Annotated in this window: 22 protein-coding genes; 12 read left to right on the forward strand and 10 right to left on the reverse strand. The window is 41.6% G+C overall.

Annotation, left to right across the window (positions count from 1 at the left end):
* Positions 1 to 37: 37 nt before the first annotated feature.
* Positions 38 to 1,036 (reverse strand): GGGtGRT protein, encoded by a 999-nt coding sequence (locus IKL48_00875; GenBank protein ID MBR3603237.1) that lies wholly within the window; start codon positions 1,034 to 1,036, stop codon positions 38 to 40.
* 17 nt (positions 1,037 to 1,053) lie between these two features.
* Positions 1,054 to 1,755 carry a hypothetical protein gene (locus IKL48_00880; protein ID MBR3603238.1) on the reverse strand — a complete coding sequence of 234 codons (702 nt, stop codon included), beginning with the start codon at positions 1,753 to 1,755 and terminating at the stop codon, positions 1,054 to 1,056.
* 149 nt (positions 1,756 to 1,904) lie between these two features.
* Between IKL48_00880 and IKL48_00885 the strand changes: the two genes are divergently transcribed.
* Both IKL48_00885 and IKL48_00890 read left to right on the forward strand, forming a co-directional pair.
* Positions 1,905 to 3,080: an aminotransferase class V-fold PLP-dependent enzyme gene (locus tag IKL48_00885; protein MBR3603239.1), complete on the forward strand. Its 1,176-nt coding sequence runs from the start codon at positions 1,905 to 1,907 to the stop codon at positions 3,078 to 3,080.
* 115 nt (positions 3,081 to 3,195) lie between these two features.
* Positions 3,196 to 3,573: a TraR/DksA family transcriptional regulator gene (locus IKL48_00890; GenBank protein ID MBR3603240.1), complete on the forward strand. Its 378-nt coding sequence runs from the start codon at positions 3,196 to 3,198 to the stop codon at positions 3,571 to 3,573.
* Between the two features lie 90 nt (positions 3,574 to 3,663).
* Here IKL48_00890 and IKL48_00895 read toward each other — a convergent pair whose 3' ends face one another.
* The 3 genes from IKL48_00895 to IKL48_00905 all read right to left on the reverse strand — a co-directional run bounded on the left by IKL48_00895 (position 3,664) and on the right by IKL48_00905 (position 7,276).
* Entirely contained in the window at positions 3,664 to 4,542 is an 879-nt protein-coding gene (locus IKL48_00895; GenBank protein MBR3603241.1) for a hypothetical protein, read from the reverse strand.
* A 152-nt stretch (positions 4,543 to 4,694) separates the two neighbouring features.
* Positions 4,695 to 5,543, reverse strand: a complete 849-nt coding sequence (locus tag IKL48_00900) for an RDD family protein (GenBank protein ID MBR3603242.1) — start codon at positions 5,541 to 5,543, stop codon at positions 4,695 to 4,697.
* Between the two features lie 104 nt (positions 5,544 to 5,647).
* Complete coding sequence (locus IKL48_00905; protein MBR3603243.1) at positions 5,648 to 7,276, reverse strand: solute:sodium symporter family transporter; 1,629 nt, start codon at positions 7,274 to 7,276, stop codon at positions 5,648 to 5,650.
* 168 nt (positions 7,277 to 7,444) lie between these two features.
* Between IKL48_00905 and IKL48_00910 the strand changes: the two genes are divergently transcribed.
* Positions 7,445 to 7,969: a LemA family protein gene (locus IKL48_00910; protein ID MBR3603244.1), complete on the forward strand. Its 525-nt coding sequence runs from the start codon at positions 7,445 to 7,447 to the stop codon at positions 7,967 to 7,969.
* 30 nt (positions 7,970 to 7,999) lie between these two features.
* On the opposite strand, the gene IKL48_00915 is transcribed toward IKL48_00910, so the two are convergent.
* The 3 genes from IKL48_00915 to IKL48_00925 are packed head-to-tail and all read right to left on the reverse strand — an operon-like array spanning position 8,000 to position 10,830.
* Entirely contained in the window at positions 8,000 to 9,040 is a 1,041-nt protein-coding gene (locus IKL48_00915; GenBank protein ID MBR3603245.1) for a M48 family metallopeptidase, read from the reverse strand.
* Complete coding sequence (locus IKL48_00920) at positions 9,040 to 9,603, reverse strand: LemA family protein (protein ID MBR3603246.1); 564 nt, start codon at positions 9,601 to 9,603, stop codon at positions 9,040 to 9,042. Before IKL48_00920 ends, IKL48_00915 begins: the two co-directional genes overlap by 1 nt.
* Before the next feature lie 21 nt (positions 9,604 to 9,624).
* Complete coding sequence (locus tag IKL48_00925) at positions 9,625 to 10,830, reverse strand: hypothetical protein (GenBank protein MBR3603247.1); 1,206 nt, start codon at positions 10,828 to 10,830, stop codon at positions 9,625 to 9,627.
* Between the two features lie 124 nt (positions 10,831 to 10,954).
* On the opposite strand from IKL48_00925, the gene IKL48_00930 reads away from it, so the two are divergent.
* Genes IKL48_00930 through IKL48_00970 form a run of 9 tightly spaced genes read left to right on the forward strand, consistent with a single transcriptional unit; the run spans position 10,955 to position 15,967 of the window.
* Entirely contained in the window at positions 10,955 to 11,686 is a 732-nt protein-coding gene (locus IKL48_00930) for a DUF1189 family protein (GenBank protein MBR3603248.1), read from the forward strand.
* A gap of 13 nt (positions 11,687 to 11,699) precedes the next feature.
* Complete coding sequence (locus IKL48_00935; protein MBR3603249.1) at positions 11,700 to 12,044, forward strand: 6-carboxytetrahydropterin synthase; 345 nt, start codon at positions 11,700 to 11,702, stop codon at positions 12,042 to 12,044.
* Positions 12,019 to 12,612 carry a 7-carboxy-7-deazaguanine synthase QueE gene (locus IKL48_00940; protein MBR3603250.1) on the forward strand — a complete coding sequence of 198 codons (594 nt, stop codon included), beginning with the start codon at positions 12,019 to 12,021 and terminating at the stop codon, positions 12,610 to 12,612. Before IKL48_00935 ends, IKL48_00940 begins: the two co-directional genes overlap by 26 nt.
* A complete protein-coding gene (gene folE / locus IKL48_00945; GenBank protein ID MBR3603251.1) occupies positions 12,537 to 13,166 on the forward strand; it encodes a GTP cyclohydrolase I FolE in 630 nt (209 codons plus the stop codon). The genes IKL48_00940 and folE overlap by 76 nt, the downstream gene beginning before the upstream one ends.
* Positions 13,167 to 13,173: 7 nt before the next feature.
* Positions 13,174 to 13,968 (forward strand): dihydropteroate synthase, encoded by a 795-nt coding sequence (folP, locus tag IKL48_00950; protein MBR3603252.1) that lies wholly within the window; start codon positions 13,174 to 13,176, stop codon positions 13,966 to 13,968.
* Positions 13,965 to 14,315: a 6-carboxytetrahydropterin synthase gene (locus tag IKL48_00955; protein ID MBR3603253.1), complete on the forward strand. Its 351-nt coding sequence runs from the start codon at positions 13,965 to 13,967 to the stop codon at positions 14,313 to 14,315. Before folP ends, IKL48_00955 begins: the two co-directional genes overlap by 4 nt.
* Complete coding sequence (folK, locus tag IKL48_00960) at positions 14,315 to 14,806, forward strand: 2-amino-4-hydroxy-6-hydroxymethyldihydropteridine diphosphokinase (protein MBR3603254.1); 492 nt, start codon at positions 14,315 to 14,317, stop codon at positions 14,804 to 14,806. Before IKL48_00955 ends, folK begins: the two co-directional genes overlap by 1 nt.
* Positions 14,807 to 14,839: 33 nt before the next feature.
* The gene (locus IKL48_00965; GenBank protein MBR3603255.1) at positions 14,840 to 15,268 is read left to right on the forward strand and encodes an OmpA family protein; all 429 of its coding nucleotides are present in this window, start codon (positions 14,840 to 14,842) and stop codon (positions 15,266 to 15,268) included.
* A 54-nt stretch (positions 15,269 to 15,322) separates the two neighbouring features.
* Positions 15,323 to 15,967, forward strand: a complete 645-nt coding sequence (locus IKL48_00970) for an OmpA family protein (GenBank protein MBR3603256.1) — start codon at positions 15,323 to 15,325, stop codon at positions 15,965 to 15,967.
* Positions 15,968 to 16,023: 56 nt separating this feature from the next.
* On the opposite strand, the gene era is transcribed toward IKL48_00970, so the two are convergent.
* On the reverse strand, positions 16,024 to 16,944 hold the full coding sequence (gene era / locus IKL48_00975; protein ID MBR3603257.1) for a GTPase Era: 921 nt from the start codon (positions 16,942 to 16,944) through the stop codon (positions 16,024 to 16,026).
* Between the two features lie 89 nt (positions 16,945 to 17,033).
* Positions 17,034 to 17,672 (reverse strand): redox-sensing transcriptional repressor Rex, encoded by a 639-nt coding sequence (locus IKL48_00980; GenBank protein ID MBR3603258.1) that lies wholly within the window; start codon positions 17,670 to 17,672, stop codon positions 17,034 to 17,036.
* Positions 17,673 to 17,825: the final 153 nt, after the last annotated feature.

A 17,825-nucleotide genomic window follows, 5' to 3' on the forward strand; every position in this document is an offset into this window, starting at 1 on the left:
CCCGTTTGGGCGGCCTTTTCATACATCTTTTACAAACTTATTGGGCTTGGCTGATGGCTACGGCTACGGCTACGGTAGCACCTACCATCGGGTTATTACCCATACCGATAAGACCCATCATTTCCACGTGGGCAGGCACGGAGGAAGAACCCGCAAATTGGGCATCACCATGCATACGACCCATCGTATCAGTCATACCATAAGAGGCAGGACCGGCGGCCATATTGTCCGGATGCAAGGTGCGGCCTGTACCGCCACCGGAAGCAACGGAGAAATATTTTTTGCCGTTTTCAATGGCCCATTTCTTGTACGTACCGGCTACCGGATGTTGGAAACGGGTCGGGTTGGTAGAGTTTCCGGTGATGGATACATCCACCCCTTCGTGACGCATAATGGCTACGCCTTCGTTTACATCATCGGCACCATAGCATTTCACTTTGGCTTTGTCACCATCGGAGAAAGCTTTTTCGCTTACGATTTTGAGTTCACCGGTGTGATAGTCATATTCAGTTTCCACAGAGGTAAAACCGTTGATGCGGGAAATGATGTAAGCAGCATCTTTACCCAAACCGTTCAAGATAACGCGCAAGGGTTCTTTGCGCACTTTGTTGGCAGTGCGAGCAATACCGATAGCACCTTCGGCAGCGGCGAAACTTTCATGGCCGGCCAAGAAGCAGAAACATTTGGTTTCTTCTCTTAAAAGCATAGCACCCAAATTACCGTGACCCAAGCCTACGGCACGTTGATCAGCCACAGAACCGGGAATGCAGAAACTTTGCAAACCTAAACCGATTTTTTCAGCGGCTTCGGCAGCGGTTTTGACACCGGATTTAAAAGCAATGGCAGCACCTACGGTGTAGGCCCAGACAGCGTTTTCAAAAGCGATCGGCTGAATGCCTTTAACGATTTTTTCTACATCTACGCCTTTGTCCAAACAAATTTGGCGTGCTTCTTCAAGGTCTTTGATACCGGCTTGTTGCAAAGCGGCATTAATTTTGTCAATTCTTCTTTCGTATCCTTCAAACGTAATGCTCATATTGTTATCTCCTAGGCTTACTCTTTGCGGGGGTCAATTTTCTTGACGGCATCTTCAAAGCGGCCATAGGTTTTGACATTGTCTTCAAAAGCCTTTTTGGCGTCGGTGCCTTTCTTAATGGCGTCCATCATTTTGCCCAAGTGGACAAATTTATAACCGATGATTTCGTTGTTGGCATCTAAACCGATTTCAAGCACATAACCTTCGGCCATTTCCAAATAGCGGGGGCCTTTGGCTTGAGTACCGTACATGGTGCCTACTTGGCTGCGGTGACCTTTACCCAAGTCTTCCATACCGGCGCCGATGGGCAAACCGTCTTCAGAAAAAGCACTTTGTGTGCGGCCATAAACGATTTGCAAGAAAAGTTCGCGCATGGCGGTGTTGATAGCGTCACAAACGAGGTCAGAGTTTAAAGCTTCCAAAATCGTTTTTCCCGGTAAAATTTCTGCAGCCATAGCAGCAGAGTGAGTCATACCGGAGCAGCCTAAGGTTTCCACTAAGGCTTCTTTAATCACGCCGCCTTTGACGTTCAACGTCAATTTGCAGGCGCCTTGTTGCGGGGCACACCAACCCACACCGTGGGTCAGACCGCTGATATCGCTGATTTGTTTGGCTTTTACCCATTTTCCTTCTTCAGGAATCGGGGCCGGATCGTGCTTAGCGCCTTTGCAAACGCAGCACATTTCCTTTACTTCAGGGGTGCATTTTTCGCAGCTCATTTAGATCTCCTATAAAGAATATAAATCTTACCTATATATTTTACAAAAAAATATATGCATATAGTACGTTTGATTATGATAAATCTATTGCTTTTTTTTTATAACATTTTTACAATGGGAATAAGATGCCCGAAAACAGGAGTCATATCATGAGCCTTAAAATCCAATTAACCGATCTTCCCACCGTCACTTTTGCTTGTGGGCCCAGCCAAGCGCACCCCGTTTTTAGACAAACTCCTCTTTGCCAAACTTTTTTTGAACGTAATCACCGCGCCTTAGATATTTCTACGGAAGGGTTATACAAACAAGCCACAGACTATTTAAGAAAATTATTAGATTTGCCAAAAGATTATACCGTTATTTTCTTTATGGGAGGGGCCACCCCTGCCTTAGATGCGGTGGTATGGAGTTTAACCAAAAAGTCCATTTCCGGCTTAAGTTTCGGCTCTTTTGCCAAACGATGGTGTGAAAATTTGGCCGGACGCTTAGAAGATAGTGTCTTAAAAGATTTTAAAAAACCGAACGGAGGAGCCCTTTTCCCTACAGAAAAACCCGATTATCAGGCAAGTTTGGTTCTATTAACACCCAACGAAACATCTACCGGAGTACAAATTCCAAATGAATATTTGGAAGATGCCTGGAAAAGAAAATCGGAAGACACATTAATCGCGTGGGACTGCACCTCTTGCGCCGGTGGCAGAGTGTTGCCGAAAGATAAGTTTGATGTAATGGTTTTTTCTATGCAAAAATGCTTTGGCGCAGGTGGCGGCAGCAGCGTAATTATTTTAAGCCCAAAAGCCATTGAGCGTTTACAGGAAGTAAAAAAATTACGTTCTATACCTTATTGCTTAGACCTCTCTTATGCGGTAGAAAAAGCACAACACAAAATACAAACGGTTAATACTCCTAACACAACCAATATATGGCTTTTAAATCAGGCCTGCAAATGGATGAATGACAACGGCGGACTCCCGGCAATGGACCGCTTGTGCCGTCAACACGCCAAGTACTTATTAGATTGGGCTGCCCAAACAGACTGGCTGGAACCATTGGTCAAACAAGAGGATTACCGCTCTTACACTACTTTAACCTTTGAAGTGACGGACCCTTCTATAAATGCCGACGACATCAGCAAAATTCTTCAACAAACAGGCGCACCTAATTTGCAAGACGGCCTCAAAAAATATAGTGAAGTAAAACAAAATTCCTTTCGTGTTGCCTGCTTTCCGTTTGTAGATATTGACGGCACTGCTCAATACGAAAAATTAACACGCACCTTAGATACAATCGCACACTTCTTGCGTACCCACAGCGCAAAAAAGTAGGGCTAGGAATAAATTTTAAAAAGCCCTTGCATTGGGCGTACGGATTTGCTAGATTAGACAAACAGCGTGTTATTAAACGCTGAAACAGATTTGAAAATATAAAGGGGTGTTGTATATGGTTATCAAAAAAAATACCAAAGAAACCTTGACCGCTGCCGAAATCAAGGAAATTAAAAAACAATTGGAAGAATTAAAGGCTGATGCCGAAAAACGTTTAAAAGAAAAAAAAGATATGGATATGCCCGAAGCCGAAGTGGGTGACCCGATTGATGCTGCCAGCCAAAGTTTGGATAAAGAAATTTTATTTGAACTTTCCGGTAATTCTCATAACACCATCGGACAAATAGAAGCGGCCTTGCGCAAAATTGAAAAAGGCATCTATGGCCGTTGCGAACTTTGCCGCCAACCCATTCCCAAAAAACGCATTAAGGCACTTCCTTTTGCGCGCTACTGCATTCATTGTCAGACCTCGTCTGAAAATAATCGCGGTTAATTTGTACCCAAAAGCCCATATCACAATTGCTTTTTTAAGAAGAAAAAACCCCTTGCAACGCAAGGGGTTTTAAATTGTTTTAATTACTTTTTACCACAAGTTTTTTAAGAAATGATAAATATCTTTCATCAAACTGGAGATACCATGTTCTCCCTGCATTTGATAACTTCTGGCCACATTATTATAACCTTCCCTATAAGTTTCTTTCACATCAGAGGCCAACTCTCCAGCAGCTTTGCAAGCATCATTAATGGTTTGGCACATGGCGTCTCCCTGCATTTGGTAGCTTCTGGCCACATTATTATAACCTTCCCTATAATTTCTTCCTATCCAGAGGCAAGTACCATTGATCAGTTGGCACATGGCATCTCCCTGCATTTGGTAGCTTCTGGCCACATTATTATAACCTTCCTTATAATTTCTTCCTATCCAGAGGCAAGTACCATTGATCATTCGGCACATAGCTTGACCTTGTAAAGAGTAGCTAATTGCTACATTGTTATAACCTGCTTCATAATTTTTTTCTACCCAAGAAAGTATATCTTTGATGGTTTGAGAGGTGGCTTGACCTTGCAAATCATAACTTTTGGCTACATTGTTATAGGCAACCGCGTAGGCTTTCCACCAATTTGAAGCCGCTTCTTTAGAAGCTTGAACAGTTTGAGGATTTAAGGCATATTGAGGATTAGCAAAACTGTTCATAATGTCCACACAAAAATTCAAAGCTTTTTGGCCTTTTTCTGTCAATACGATGACTTTCGGTTGAACATTATGATTTTCCGTAATTCCCAAACAAAAACCATATACTGCTGAAACATCAAGAGCGTTATCCCATTCTCCTCTAACAGCACTAGTGTTAGCCGCTTCTATAGCCGTAGCAAAAGAATCATTCATCTCTTGCTGAGTTTTTGCAGAAGCGATAACAGGAAACAAACTTACTACTAAAACAGCCATGAACAGTTTTTTCATTTTTTTCTCCTCTTTTTTACTGATCTTATATTGATAGTATAACAGTATTACTATTTTAATAATAGGGCCTTTGGTCCTATAAATTGGTGGATTTTGGTCCTATATTTTTTCTAGGACGCCACAAAAAACCTTCCCGAAGGAAGGTTTTTATTTTAAAATTCCGGATAAGTGACAAGGGTTTTTTTAACGTCTTTGGCTCTGGCAGTAATTTTATATTTTTTATCCGTCACGCCAATGCGGAAGCCTTTATTATCCAATACTTTATGAGTATCACGCTGAAATTGCACCGGATCTCCCGACAAAATAGACAAACGCAACAAATCATTGGTGTAATAACCATAATTAATGCGGTGTACTTCTTCCAGATAACCGATTTTTTCCAAATGATTTTTTGCTTTTAAAATCAAACGTTTCTGCGCAAAAGAACCATCTCCGAAAATTTGGGAATAAAACACGAAGGAAAACAAAGCAAGCCATATAATACCTGTCACAGTAAGGATTGCATTTTCGGCAAAACTTTTTTCCCGCGATTGCAACACCACACTACCGGCCAGATAATCCTGCAAAGCGCGATGTTTATCATCAATAAAAGCCAACAAAAAACCACACATCAACAGCAAGGCACTGATTACATAACCCACCGCCCGAATAAAAGAGTGCAGCAAACTCAGCGGCTCTGCCGTATGCTGGTCTATCACCACAATTCCTACTAATTTTTTACCCAATGTACTGCGACCGCCACAGGTAAACAAAGTTTCGTACACTACAAAAGCCGGCACAATACCTGCCAAAGCCCAATAAATCTGCTCTAAATCAAGCTGACAAAGTTTAAATAAAATGGCTAAGAAAATTTGATAAACAAACAACACTACTCCGGCATCAATTAACAATGCTACAAAGCGCTCTATAACACCGGCCAATACAGGACCTTGCGCTTCTTGTTGCGGTTGCTGAACTTGAGGGGCATCTTCCATAATATTAATACGATATTCTTCGCTCATATTTTCTCCTAAAAAACCTTACTTGTATTATAACAAGTTTTTCCCCTTTTTGAATAAAAAAAACCCCGCCTCATCAAGAGACAGGGTTTTTTAAGACTTAATGTTTAAGCAGCTATACCGAATTTAGAGAAAATTACGTATACTGCAAATACGGACAATACAATTACAACACTCATCACGGTGCCCGCACTCCAAGGAGTCGTATCCACGACGTGCAAGTCTTTTGCATCGTCATATTTGTTGGTAGCCGGCGCAAATTTGCCCGTTAAGTACATAAAGACAATGGCAATGACAAACAAGATAGCCATTACGTGCAAGAAGTGCAACGAAGACAACCACCCAAGTACAGGGATTACTTCTTTACCGCCAAACGGAATCTGTGTCAAACCGTAAGCAATGATGAAGAAAACCAACGTCACTTTAGCAGCCCAAGCCGGAGCGGTTTTATTGAGCATACCAAAGATAATCAAAGTGAAAATAGGTACGTTGTAAAAACCGTTCACCATTTGCAGGTAGTTAAACAAGCCAGACGGTGCTTTGGCAATTAGCGGGGCCACACACATAGAGAACACCGCCAAAATAACCGCCACCACTTTACCGGCCACTACCACTTGTCTATCCGTAGCATCAGGCTTGATATAAGGTTTGTAGATGTTTAACATAAACAAAGTGGACGTAGAGTTCAAAGCGGCATTAAAGGAACTTAAAATAGCACCGAATAAGACCGCCGCAAAGAAACCCGTCAAGTAAAAAGGAAGCACTTTATTTACCAACATCGGATACGCCATATCACCAATTTGCAACGGATTATCTTGGAAGATATGAAATGCCACGATTCCGGGAATAATTAAGTACAAGGGACCAAACAACTTAAACGTTGCCGCTAACAACAAGCCTTTTTGACCTTCTTTGAGGTTCTTGGCAGCCAAAGCACGTTGAATAATAGTTTGGTTGCAACCCCAATAGAAAAGGTTCACCAAGAACATACCGGTAAACATGGTCAAGAAAGGAACAGGATCTTTCGGACCGCCGATGGCGTTGAATTTTTCCGGATGGGCTTCAATAACGGTTTTCAAACCGCCGATCATATCCCCACCACCCACGTACATCAAGGCAAAAATAGGAATCATCAAACCGCCGATAATCAAACCGATACCGTTTAACGTATCGGCAATAGCCATAATACGCAAACCGCCGGCTAAACAGTAAATAACACCTAAAATACCAATAGCCACTACCACAATAACAATAGCGGTCATGTAGTCCACGTTAAACGTACCCATGATGTCAAAAATACCGCCCATACCGATAGCACCGGAATAAAGCACCGTAGGCAGCAAAATCAACACATAACCGGCTAAGAACAGGAAGTTAACAATCTGCTTAGTCGTCGCATCGTAGCGTTCGCCAATAAATTCAGGAATGGTGGCATAACCTTTTTTCAGATAACGGGGCAAAAAGAAAAAAGCCACGATAATCAGCGCTAAAGAAGCACCCACTTCGTAGCCCATGCCGGACATATTAAACATATATCCCTGACCGTTCAAGCCCACCATTTGTTCCGTTGACAGGTTTGTCAATAGCAAAGAAGCAGCAATTACCCAGCCTGTCAGTCCACGCCCAGCCAAGAAGTATCCTTCTTGAGATGAGGTATCGTTCTTGCGTGTGAGGTAATAAGAAAGCCCCAACACAAGAGCAGTAAAACCTACAAACGACACGATTGTAAGTAGCATCCATCCTCCGTAAGAGATAATTTAACGACTTTTTGTACTACACGGCACAAGCACCGCTTCCTACAAAATCGGCTTTTAAAAAACACTTGCGAAACACAAATTTAATGGCTATACTTTCATTGTAATTATAAAAACTCATTAAGTCAATTGTTTCTGCAAGGAGGTATTATGATTATTTGGTTTATCTTCGGATTTATGTGTGCATTTGTTATATTATGCGTGTTGGCATACTTTAAATTTTTGTCCTTACATAAAACCATCAAGCGAACGTGGCTGCGTTTGGACGTCAGTTTAAAAAATCGTCGGGACATGCTGCCCAATTTATCCTTAATTGCCGCCGCTTTTGACCAAGAAGACCGCTCTTTTTCAACGGAGCTGAACCATCTTAAAGAAAAAATTCTTTTTTGCAATGATATAGAAAAACGTATCCGTTGCGAGGAAGAAATTTCAAAACATTTGCGTCAATTATTTACCTTAGCCTGCAAATCACCTGACTTTAAACAAGACGAGCATTTCCAACACATACGCAAAAAATTATCCTCCTTAGAAGGGCGTGTGCAAAGTTGCAAAAAACGCTACAACAGCGCCGTAAGAGATTTTAATACGTTGGCAGATATTTTTCCGTTGAACATCATTGTCAATGTATTAGAATTTAAAAGATTTAGTTATTTTGATTTCGAAAACAGCCTATAAAAAAATCCCGCTTTAAGCGGGATTTTTATTTTAAGCAATCCTTCTACCATCCATTTCTTGCAAGGCTTTGACACGTTTGGAAATTGGCGGGTGGGTGGCCGTTAAACCGGAAAGAACACTAAAAAGGCCCATTTTCTCAAGCGGATTGGCAATACACATCGCCGCCATACTGGCACGGCGGTCTAAGGCTTCTACCCGCGGGTCCCCACTGATTTTTTGTAAAGCGCGTGCCAATGCGGCAGGGTTGCGCGTCATGTAGGCCGCTGTAGCATCGGCCTGATATTCCCTTGTGCGGGAAATAGCCAAACGAATCAGGGGAGCAATTAAATATCCGTATATGGCAAAAAATATACCTAATATTAAAAAGAATAAGGCCGTCGATCCTTTGTTTTTGCTGTTGGAACGGAGGGAACTTCTTAAACCCATACGAAAACAAATCTCCGCCAAAAACGTAAAGAACGATATCCCTGCTACGGTAATGAGCATCAGGCGGATATCGCGGTTTTGGATATGGGACAACTCATGGGCGATTACTCCCTCCAGTTCGGCGCGCTCTAATTTTTGCACAATTCCCTTGGTAAGCGCGATGGAAGCATGATATGGGTCTCTGCCGGTAGCAAAGGCATTGAGAGAGGAGTCATTAATAATGTAGACACGTGGCATCGGCATACCGCTGGCAATACACAGATTTTCTACCAAGCAATATATTTCAGGTTGGTCCTTGCGCGTAATTTCCAGACCGCCGATACTCTTGATAATCATCATATCGCCCATAAAATAGGAAATCACTAACCACAGCACGGCCCCCAGCCAAAGCAAGGGCAATATATGCTCTGCTGCTTTATTGGTACGCTCTACAAGGATTTGAAAAGTACTGGGGTATTCTTCCACAGATTCATAATAGGCTGCCTCTTGCTCCGAAAGATAATTCGGGTCAGGCTGCAAACTAAAAATACCGAATAAAAAAAGATAAGATAATAAAGCAAAAGTCAGCGGAAAAAGCAAAACAAGCAGCCATGTGCGCCGCTTGTTTTGCGCTATAAAATCATAGGTAGTTAAAATTTTATTCATTAAAATTTAACATCCACAGCCTTACGGGCGGCTTGTTCGTCTTCGGAAAGTTCAAAAAATTCATATTTTTCGAAGTGAAACCACGTAGCTACCATATTGCTGGGGAACAGTTCCGTCTTGGTATTATAAGCAAGCACATTACCGTTGTAGAAGCGACGGGCGGCTTGGATTTTGTCTTCCGTATCGCGCAATTCGCGTTGCAATTCCATGAAGTTTTGGTTGGCTTTTAAATCGGGATAATTTTCCGTCAAAGCAAAGACTGATTTCAAAGCACCCGTTAACACATTTTCATTTTTGGATACTTCGGCCATGCTGTTATGCGGGGCCATAGCGGCATTACGGGCCTGGATTACTTTTTCCAAAGTACCGCTTTCATGCGCGGCATATCCTTTCACCGTTTCTACCAAATTGGGAATCAAATCATAACGGCGCTTCATTTGTACTTCAATATCACTCCATGCCTCTTTTACGCGGTTTCTCAACGTCACAAAACCGTTATATGTCACCACAAAATAAATACCGATCACTACAATAATAATTACAGCTATTCCAATCCCTGTCATTTGTTTTTTTCTCCTTACTTACTATTTTAAAATTGGACTATCTTTTTTACAGCATTGAACATCTCTTCCTACTTTCCTTATGGTGTGTTTATAAAAATTAGCATGACATGTGACTCCAAGAAGATATTTTCCATTATCCTTAATTCTATTACAAAAACCCTCAGCCGCAGTAGATGTCCATACTATCCAAAAATTCATAGTACAATTTGACGCACTTGATGGTTTTTTCAGATACTTTTCACAAAATTTTTTAGCGCCAAGACTTTTAAGATCATCAAACATGTCATCTTCATTATATGTTAACTCCTTAGTCATGCAAAGTGTATTCGATGGTACGGATTCAGGATCACAATTTGTACTTTCATGTTTATTTCCTTCCCATTCAAAATAGTAATCTACACAGCCATTATTTCCATCAACAGATTTGATATAAATATCACCATCACAAGTATCCGCTTTAGGAGAAAACACGTCCTCGGGGGAATTATATGCATTGTAAACATCCCAGCACTTCCTTTCTTCTCCTCTAAACCCACAACTAAACTTATGAGCTGTATCCTCATCACAAGTATCCTTCAGTTGATCTGATTTTAAGTTTTCAACTTGATCACCATATGATTGGACGCATGGTGTAGGTGTAGCTAAAATTCCTTCTCCGCAAACTAAATACACACCATTTTTTCCGTCAATGGTCAAATTAGCCCAACTAATTTTATTGTCCGTAGCATCGCAGGTTGGAAAAGTTAAATAAGAGGCGCCTTCGGTTCCTCCCTGCAACTGCAAGGAATTAATGGTGGCAGTATTGGAGGAAATCAAATTAGTGACTGTGTTCCCATTCAAAAAAGTACCGTTTACCGTTAAATTCCCCCACACACTCAAGCGGGCATTTCCTGTATTAGAGCCATTACCCACATTCAGGGCAGTACCGCTTAAAACGGAATCTGCCGTATTGGGAGAGTACAACTCTAAATTACCTTCTTTTACAAGCACCGTACCGGTATTTAAAGCTGCATTTGCCGTAGCGGTGGTGGTAGATTGCACCTTCAAAGACGTAGCATTTAAAGTACAAGAATTGCCTAACCCCACATCACAGGTATTACTGACCTTTAAGTCAGAATAAGACACATACGGCACCGGAAAGTAAGACACCATTTTAATATTACTTCCGGCCGCCCATACGGATACGGCACTAAAAAACAAAACTGATAATAAAGATAATTTTTTCATAATCCTCTCCGCCCACATAACTATATACACACACCAAAAATTTATCAAAAATAAGGAAGTATAGTCAAGTATTTTATGCCTAAAAGCAAAAGCGAAATTTTTCTTTATTTTATATACTGTCTATATGTTGATGGGTTTTTTACAAAGTTTTTGGTTTCCGTGTTATCACCGTTTTTCGCGCATCAGCGCATGGAAGACGGCTCTGTTTGCTTTGTGGTTGCTATTGGTGGGCATGCTGATTTTTAATGTATATTTTATTGTCCAAACCAACAAACAATTACCTGTTTTTTTAAAGTCTTTACCCACTATTTCTTTTGCCGACGGAGAGATGACGGCCCCTTTAACCAAACTGACACTAGCCGTACCCAAAACACAGTATCAAATTATTTTGGATACAACGGCAACTCAGCCCCCCTCTTTGCAAACTTTTTTTGATGATAAAATCATGCTCTTTGTATCCAAAAGTCACTTTTACGTCCCTTCCGTAGCGGGCCTGCAGGCTCAATCCATTGCCAAAGAATGGAACGTCAATCTTACGCCCCAATGGTTTAAAGAAAAAGAGCAGGACATCAAGTCCGTCTTGCAAACTGTATTTTTTGTGGTTTCTTTTTTTGTTATGCTTTTCTTTTTCTTAGGCTCTTTTTGTATGGCGGCGGCGGTCATTTTCTTATGGCAGGGATTTACGCAAAAACGCGTACCGCTAAGCGTGCGCCTGCGGTGGGCGGTTTTTCTACAAGGGCCGGCATTGGCTTTGTTTGCACTTAATCTATTCATTTCCGTACCGCTGTTTTTGTTTGCCGTTTTTATTTTATTTATGATGTACAGTCAACAAATTTACAATACTTTACCCGAGTAAAAGAGGTATATCTATGCTACTTAAAATCATTCGCAAATTCAGTTCTGCTCATCGTCTTCCGCATTATGACGGACCTTGTTATCAACTTCATGGGCATACATGGAAGGTGGTTTTTTTGATAGAAGGAGAAGTGCAACCTAATGGCATGGTGCACGATTTCAAAGTGCTAAAAAAATTGCTGGATGAGCAACTGCCCGACCATCAATACTTAAACGATTTGGTAGAAAACCCTACCGCCGAAAACTTGGCCCCTTATTTATTTAATAAGGTACGTCAAGTTTTGCAACCTTTAAATTTAACTTTAAAATCTATAGAATTGTGGGAAAATGAAAATGCAGCAGCCGTTTTTGAAGGTTAACGAAATTTTTTATTCTATTCAAGGGGAAGGCCCCCATAGCGGTATGGCGGCGGTATTTGTACGCTTGGCCGGATGCAGTATGGGGTGTGATTTTTGTGATACCAAATACGCTTTTGCACAGGGAGAGATGCTAAGCATTGCTCAAATTGTGCAACAGATGAGCCAGCACCCCTGTCGCAATGCCATTATCACCGGCGGAGAACCGACTGAGCAAGATTTTGCCGCTTTGGCAGTTGCATTAAAAAAAGAAGGTTGGACCGTACACATGGAAAGCAACGGTGCGCAAGTAGCAGACGTCAGCGCCATTGATTTTTTGGTTATCTCACCTAAAAAATACGTTAGTCAAGAAATGTTAAAAAAAGCCCATGCCATCAAAATAGTGGTAGGCCAACAGAGTGACTTGCAAGATTTAAAAAGTTATTTTCAATATGCAAACGAGCGTACCGCCGTTTGCCTACAGCCCGAAAGCAATTTACAGGAGAACATTGACCTATGCGTAAAATTAATAAAGCAAAATCCGTTTCTAAGGCTCAGCCTACAAATGCACAAAATGGCAAAAATAAAATAGCCAAAGTTTCTAAGGAAAAAATTTTACAAAACCTGCGCGAAATTTTGGCCTATATTGGAGATGACCCCAATAGAGAAGGCCTCTTAGAAACACCGCAACGCATTTTGCGCAGTTGGGACAAACTATACGGCGGATATAAACAAAAACCGCAAGACGTGCTTAAAACCTTTACCGAAGGTTCCTGCGAAGAAATGGTGGTGCTCAAAGACATTGAGTTTTACTCCACTTGCGAACATCATTTGCAGCCTTTCTTTGGCACGATCAGCATCGGCTACCTGCCCAAAGACCGCGTACTCGGTATCTCTAAGTTAGCACGCTTGGTGGAGGTGTTTGCTCGTCGGTTGCAAATTCAAGAAAAATTGGTGGCAGAAATTGCCGACAGTTTAATGCAAACCCTTCAACCGCATGGTGTCATGGTGGTTTGTAAGGCCAAACATATGTGCATCAGTTCTCGCGGTATTGAAAAACACAATGCCGTTATGGTGACCAGTGCCATTCGCGGTGCGTTTAAAAAGTTAGAAGTTCGCAGCGAATTTTTGGAAATGATTAAATAGGATTTGTATGACTGCCAAAATCATGGGTATCGTTAATGCCACTCCGGATTCTTTTTATGACGGAGACCCGCAAAACAATTTAGACAAACTCTTAGCCAAATGCCGCCAACACATTGAAGACGGCGCCTCTATTTTGGATATCGGTGGAGAGTCCACCCGCCCTTTTGCCACCCCTGTATCGGCGGAAGAAGAAATTGCCCGCACCTTAGAGTTGGTCAAATCCGCGCGCCAAATGTGGCCGGATATCTTGCTATCACAAGACACTTACAAAATTCCCGTTGCTTTAGAATCTTTAAAAGCAGGGGCAAATATGATTAATGACATTAGCGGTACGCCGGATCCGGAGATGTTTAAATTGGTAAAAGACTTCGGCGCTCATATTGTGATTACACACAATCGCGGCAATAGTCAAACAATGCACGAACACACGCAATATCAAGATTTAATAGCAGAAGTAAAAGATTTTTTGGCAAAAAAGATAGAAGAAGCATTAAAAGTAGGATTGTCTATGGAACAAATCATCATAGATCCCGGCTTTGGTTTTGCCAAAACCAGAGAGCAAAATTACCATCTTTTAGCCCACTGTGGCGAATTTAAAAAATTAGGGGCAAGAATGTTAATTGGACTTTCACATAAAAAATTCTTAAGCCAGCCCTCTGAAAAACCCCCCAAACGCAAAACCCAAACTCTATGCGCTCATTTTGCTGCTTTGCAAGCAGGAGCGAACATTTTACGCGTACATGAATCTAAAGAAACCCAAAAAGTGATACACTTTTTTAATGAATTGGAGGCTAACTCATGAGCAAAGTATATTTGACCCAAGCAGGCTCTTTCCATGCCAAACACAGCCATGACGGTACTTTGGCAGAACCTTTACATGATCATCTGTTCCGCTACGAAGCCACCTTTTACGGCGATATTAATGAAGAATATTTTTTAATTGATTTTCGTCAAATCAGCCAACTGTTTAAAACAGAATTGGAAAAAGGTTTAGAAGGATCTGATTTAACCACATTTTTACCTTTCCCTACTGCCGAAAGTTTAGCCATTTGGATTTACAATCGAGTCAAGGCCAAAATGCCCAAACTCTACAGCATAAAAGTGGCCGAAGACGTAGACCGTTGGGTAGAGTATAGAGGCGAGGAATAATGCCTCAAGCTGTTTTAGCACTTGGCAGCAATCAGGGCAACCCCAAAGAAAATTTGGAGCGTGCCATCACCGCTTTAAGCGCGTTAGGTACGGTGAAAGAGGTTGCCCCTTTTATTCTTTCAGAACCGGAAGGATACGATGCGCAACCGGATTTTGTAAATACCGTTCTTATTTTATCTACTCCTTATCAACCGACGGATTTACTAAGAAAACTAAAAGAACTAGAAACCAAATTAGGCCGCGTTCCCACGTTTAAAAACGGACCGCGCGTAATTGATTTGGATATTCTTTTTTATGATGATCAAGTAATTTTTGATACTGATATTATGCTCTTTGTGCCTCATCCGCGTTTACCACAAAGAGAGTTTGTTTTAAAACCACTTAGTTATATTTTGCCGGATTTTATACATCCTCAACTCCAAAAGAGTGTGACACAGTTGTACCGAGAGTTAATGCGAAAAAAAGCAAAAGTGACCTGTAAAATTTTGTAAAATATAGCCTGAGTTTTCTTGCGGAGTTTTGGTATGAAAAAAATGCTGTTTTTGGTTGTAAGCATATTACTTTTAGGGGCCTGTCATTCCAGAAAAGCTGAACCGGGCCGCGTGGGGAATATGTATTTTTCAACGGTAGCGTTTGAAGTCAATGGAGATGAAATCAAATTATCTTCATACAAATTTATTGATGAAGCCGTAAAAGTATACAAAAAAGACCCGTCTGTCAAAATAGAAGTGCGCGGTTATACCGATGCCAGTGGCAGCGAAAAGAAAAACTTAGCATTATCTAAAAAAAGAGCCAATAAAGTGGCCAATTCTCTGCAAATTCGTGGAGTTCCGGCAGAAAACATTTCTGCCAAAGGCTATGGCTCAGCCAATCCGATTGTTTCCAACAATACACCGGAAGGCCGTGAGCAAAACCGCCGTGTGGAGATAGAATTTCCCTATCCCCTCAATTAATTTGTAATAAAATCCGTATCTGCAAGAGCGGATTTTTTGTTTAAAGGAGAGAACATGAAAAAAGTAGCTTTACTTTGCGCAGTCGCTATCTGTTTAGCCGCCTGCCATTGTGAAAGAAGAACCACCGGCACCCCGTGTCGCAAAGCCTCCTGTCAGGCTGCTAACGTTGCCAGTCAGAATGCTCAAAAAGAAGCTGCCTCCAAGCAGACTACTTCTCAAAAAACGGCTGCTGAAAAAAAGGCCGCTACCGAAAAAAAGACCACTGCTGAAAAAAAGGCTGCTGTTGAAAAAAAGGCGGCTGAGCAAGCCTCTGCCTTAAACTCCGTAGGTAATGCCACTTACGAAGGGAACATGATTTCTTTGAAATTCAAAGAGCCTATCCACTTCGCTTACAATAGTGATAAAATTGCCGCTTCTTCCAACAAAAATTTAGAAGCCACCGCCAATATACTCAAAAAATATCCTAACAACAAAGTGACCGTAAAAGGATATACCGATTCTTTAGGCGATCCGCTGTATAACATTGACTTATCTCAGCGCAGAGCCCAAGCGGTAGCTAACGCTTTGGTAGAACGTGGTGTAAAGGCAGAAAATGTATCCGCCATCGGTTTTGGTTCTGCCAATCCCATAGCTACTAATAAAACCTCTGTCGGTCGCGCGCAAAACCGCCGTGTGGAACTGCAAATTGAAGTAAAATAGACTTTTCTCTACAACAAAAACCCCGCCTTGAGCGGGGTTTTTTATGCAAAAATAATTTATTTATCTCTTTCGATATAGCCAAACTTTTCGAGCAGTTTGGTGTCATTTCGCCAATCGGGGCTGACCACTACCTGCAATTCCAAGCGGTACGGACGGCCTAAAAATTCAGCAATTCTTTGTTGTGCCTTTTGGCGCAACTGCGCAATAGAGGCACCGCCTTTGCCGATGAGAATGGGTTTTTGGCTTTCGCGCTCTACATGAATAATAGCGCGGATAAAATTTTTATCACCCAAGTCCTCGGTAAATTTCTCTATTTCCACTTGAGTGCTGTAAGGGATTTCCTTTTTGTAAAGTTTAAAAATTTGCTCTCGGATAAATTCCGCCGCGTAAAACCGTTCCCAACGGTCCGTCCATTGCCCCAGCGGAAAATAAGCAGGGCTCACAGGCATAGCCTGCGCGACGGCTGCTTTTAACTCTTCCACCCCTTCGGTTTTCGGCGCACACACCGTAAACACTTTAGAAACATTGGGCAGAGATTTTTTGATTTCCGTTTCCAAATCAGCCAAAGAGGAGGCTTCCCGGACCAAATCCGTTTTGGTCAGCACCAAATAAACAGGACAAAACACTTTAGAAATTTTTTCAAATAATCCCTGATGGGCGGGCAAATCCGGATGGGAGGCATCTATCAAAAGAAGCACCAAATCCGCATCTTCCCCGACGGCGCGGTCTACACACGCGGCCATGGTTTGCTGCAGTTTATAGCGCGGGCGCAAATACCCCGGCGTATCGACAAACACCACTTGAAAATTTTCACCTTCAATAATGGCCAAGATATTTTGGCGCGTGGTCTGCGGTTTATCCGTCACGGCAGACAAAAGTCCCCCCGCCAACGCATTAAGTAGCGTAGATTTACCCGCATTGGGCAAACCGGAAAGTACCGCAAAACCGCTGTGAAAATTTTCTGTTTGTGTAGTCATAAGTATATTGTAGCATGAATTGTAATATGATTTTTCAGAAATGAAAATATATTTTTCAGAAAAAAAGATTCTTTTGCTAAGGTCCTGTCTTAATTACTTTTTAATTTTGCGCATAATTCTGCCAGCCCTGCGGCGATATCTTCTTGTTGGACGGCTACCCCTTCGGGTACGGAAAGTTTAACAGGAGCAAAATTCCAAATGGCCTTTATGCCACATTCCACCAATGTATCTGTGATACCTTGTACCACCGAATCAGGAACGGTAAGAACGGCTATTTTTAATTTTTTTGATTTAATGACACTTTTCAACTGAGCCGTATGGTAAATATGTACGCCATGTATTTCTTGTCCCACCATTTCGGGGTTGGTATCAAAAGCAGCTACAATTTCAAGTCCGTGATTTTGAAATCCGGAAAATCCGAGCAATGCCGAGCCTAAATTCCCCGTACCGACTAAAAAAGCCTTGTTCAAGTTATCCCAACCTAAAAAATTCTCAATAGCCTCTATGGTTCCGGCCACCTTAAATCCGGCTCTTAATTTCGTCGGTGCGCCCACCGCTTGAAGGTCTTTTTTAATCACAATAGGCAATAAGTGTATTTCGGCAGCCAAGTCGGTAGAGGATACCAAAGAACGTCCATAAGCATGCAAGTCATAAAATACGCGCAAATACTGCGGCAAACGACGAATAGTTTGTTTACTAATAGAATTTTTGGCTGAAATTTGGCTCATAAAAAAATTTCCTCTTATGAAAATGCTGGATATCACAATATCTATATATTATTTTATACAACCCTCTTTTGTCAACCTTCTTTTTTATCATACCGTCGATGATTTGACAGGGGCTTTTCAAATAATGTATCATTATAGATATAAAAATATCCA

The organism is Elusimicrobiaceae bacterium (genome assembly GCA_017520185.1).
Lineage (GTDB): Bacteria > Elusimicrobiota > Elusimicrobia > Elusimicrobiales > Elusimicrobiaceae > Avelusimicrobium.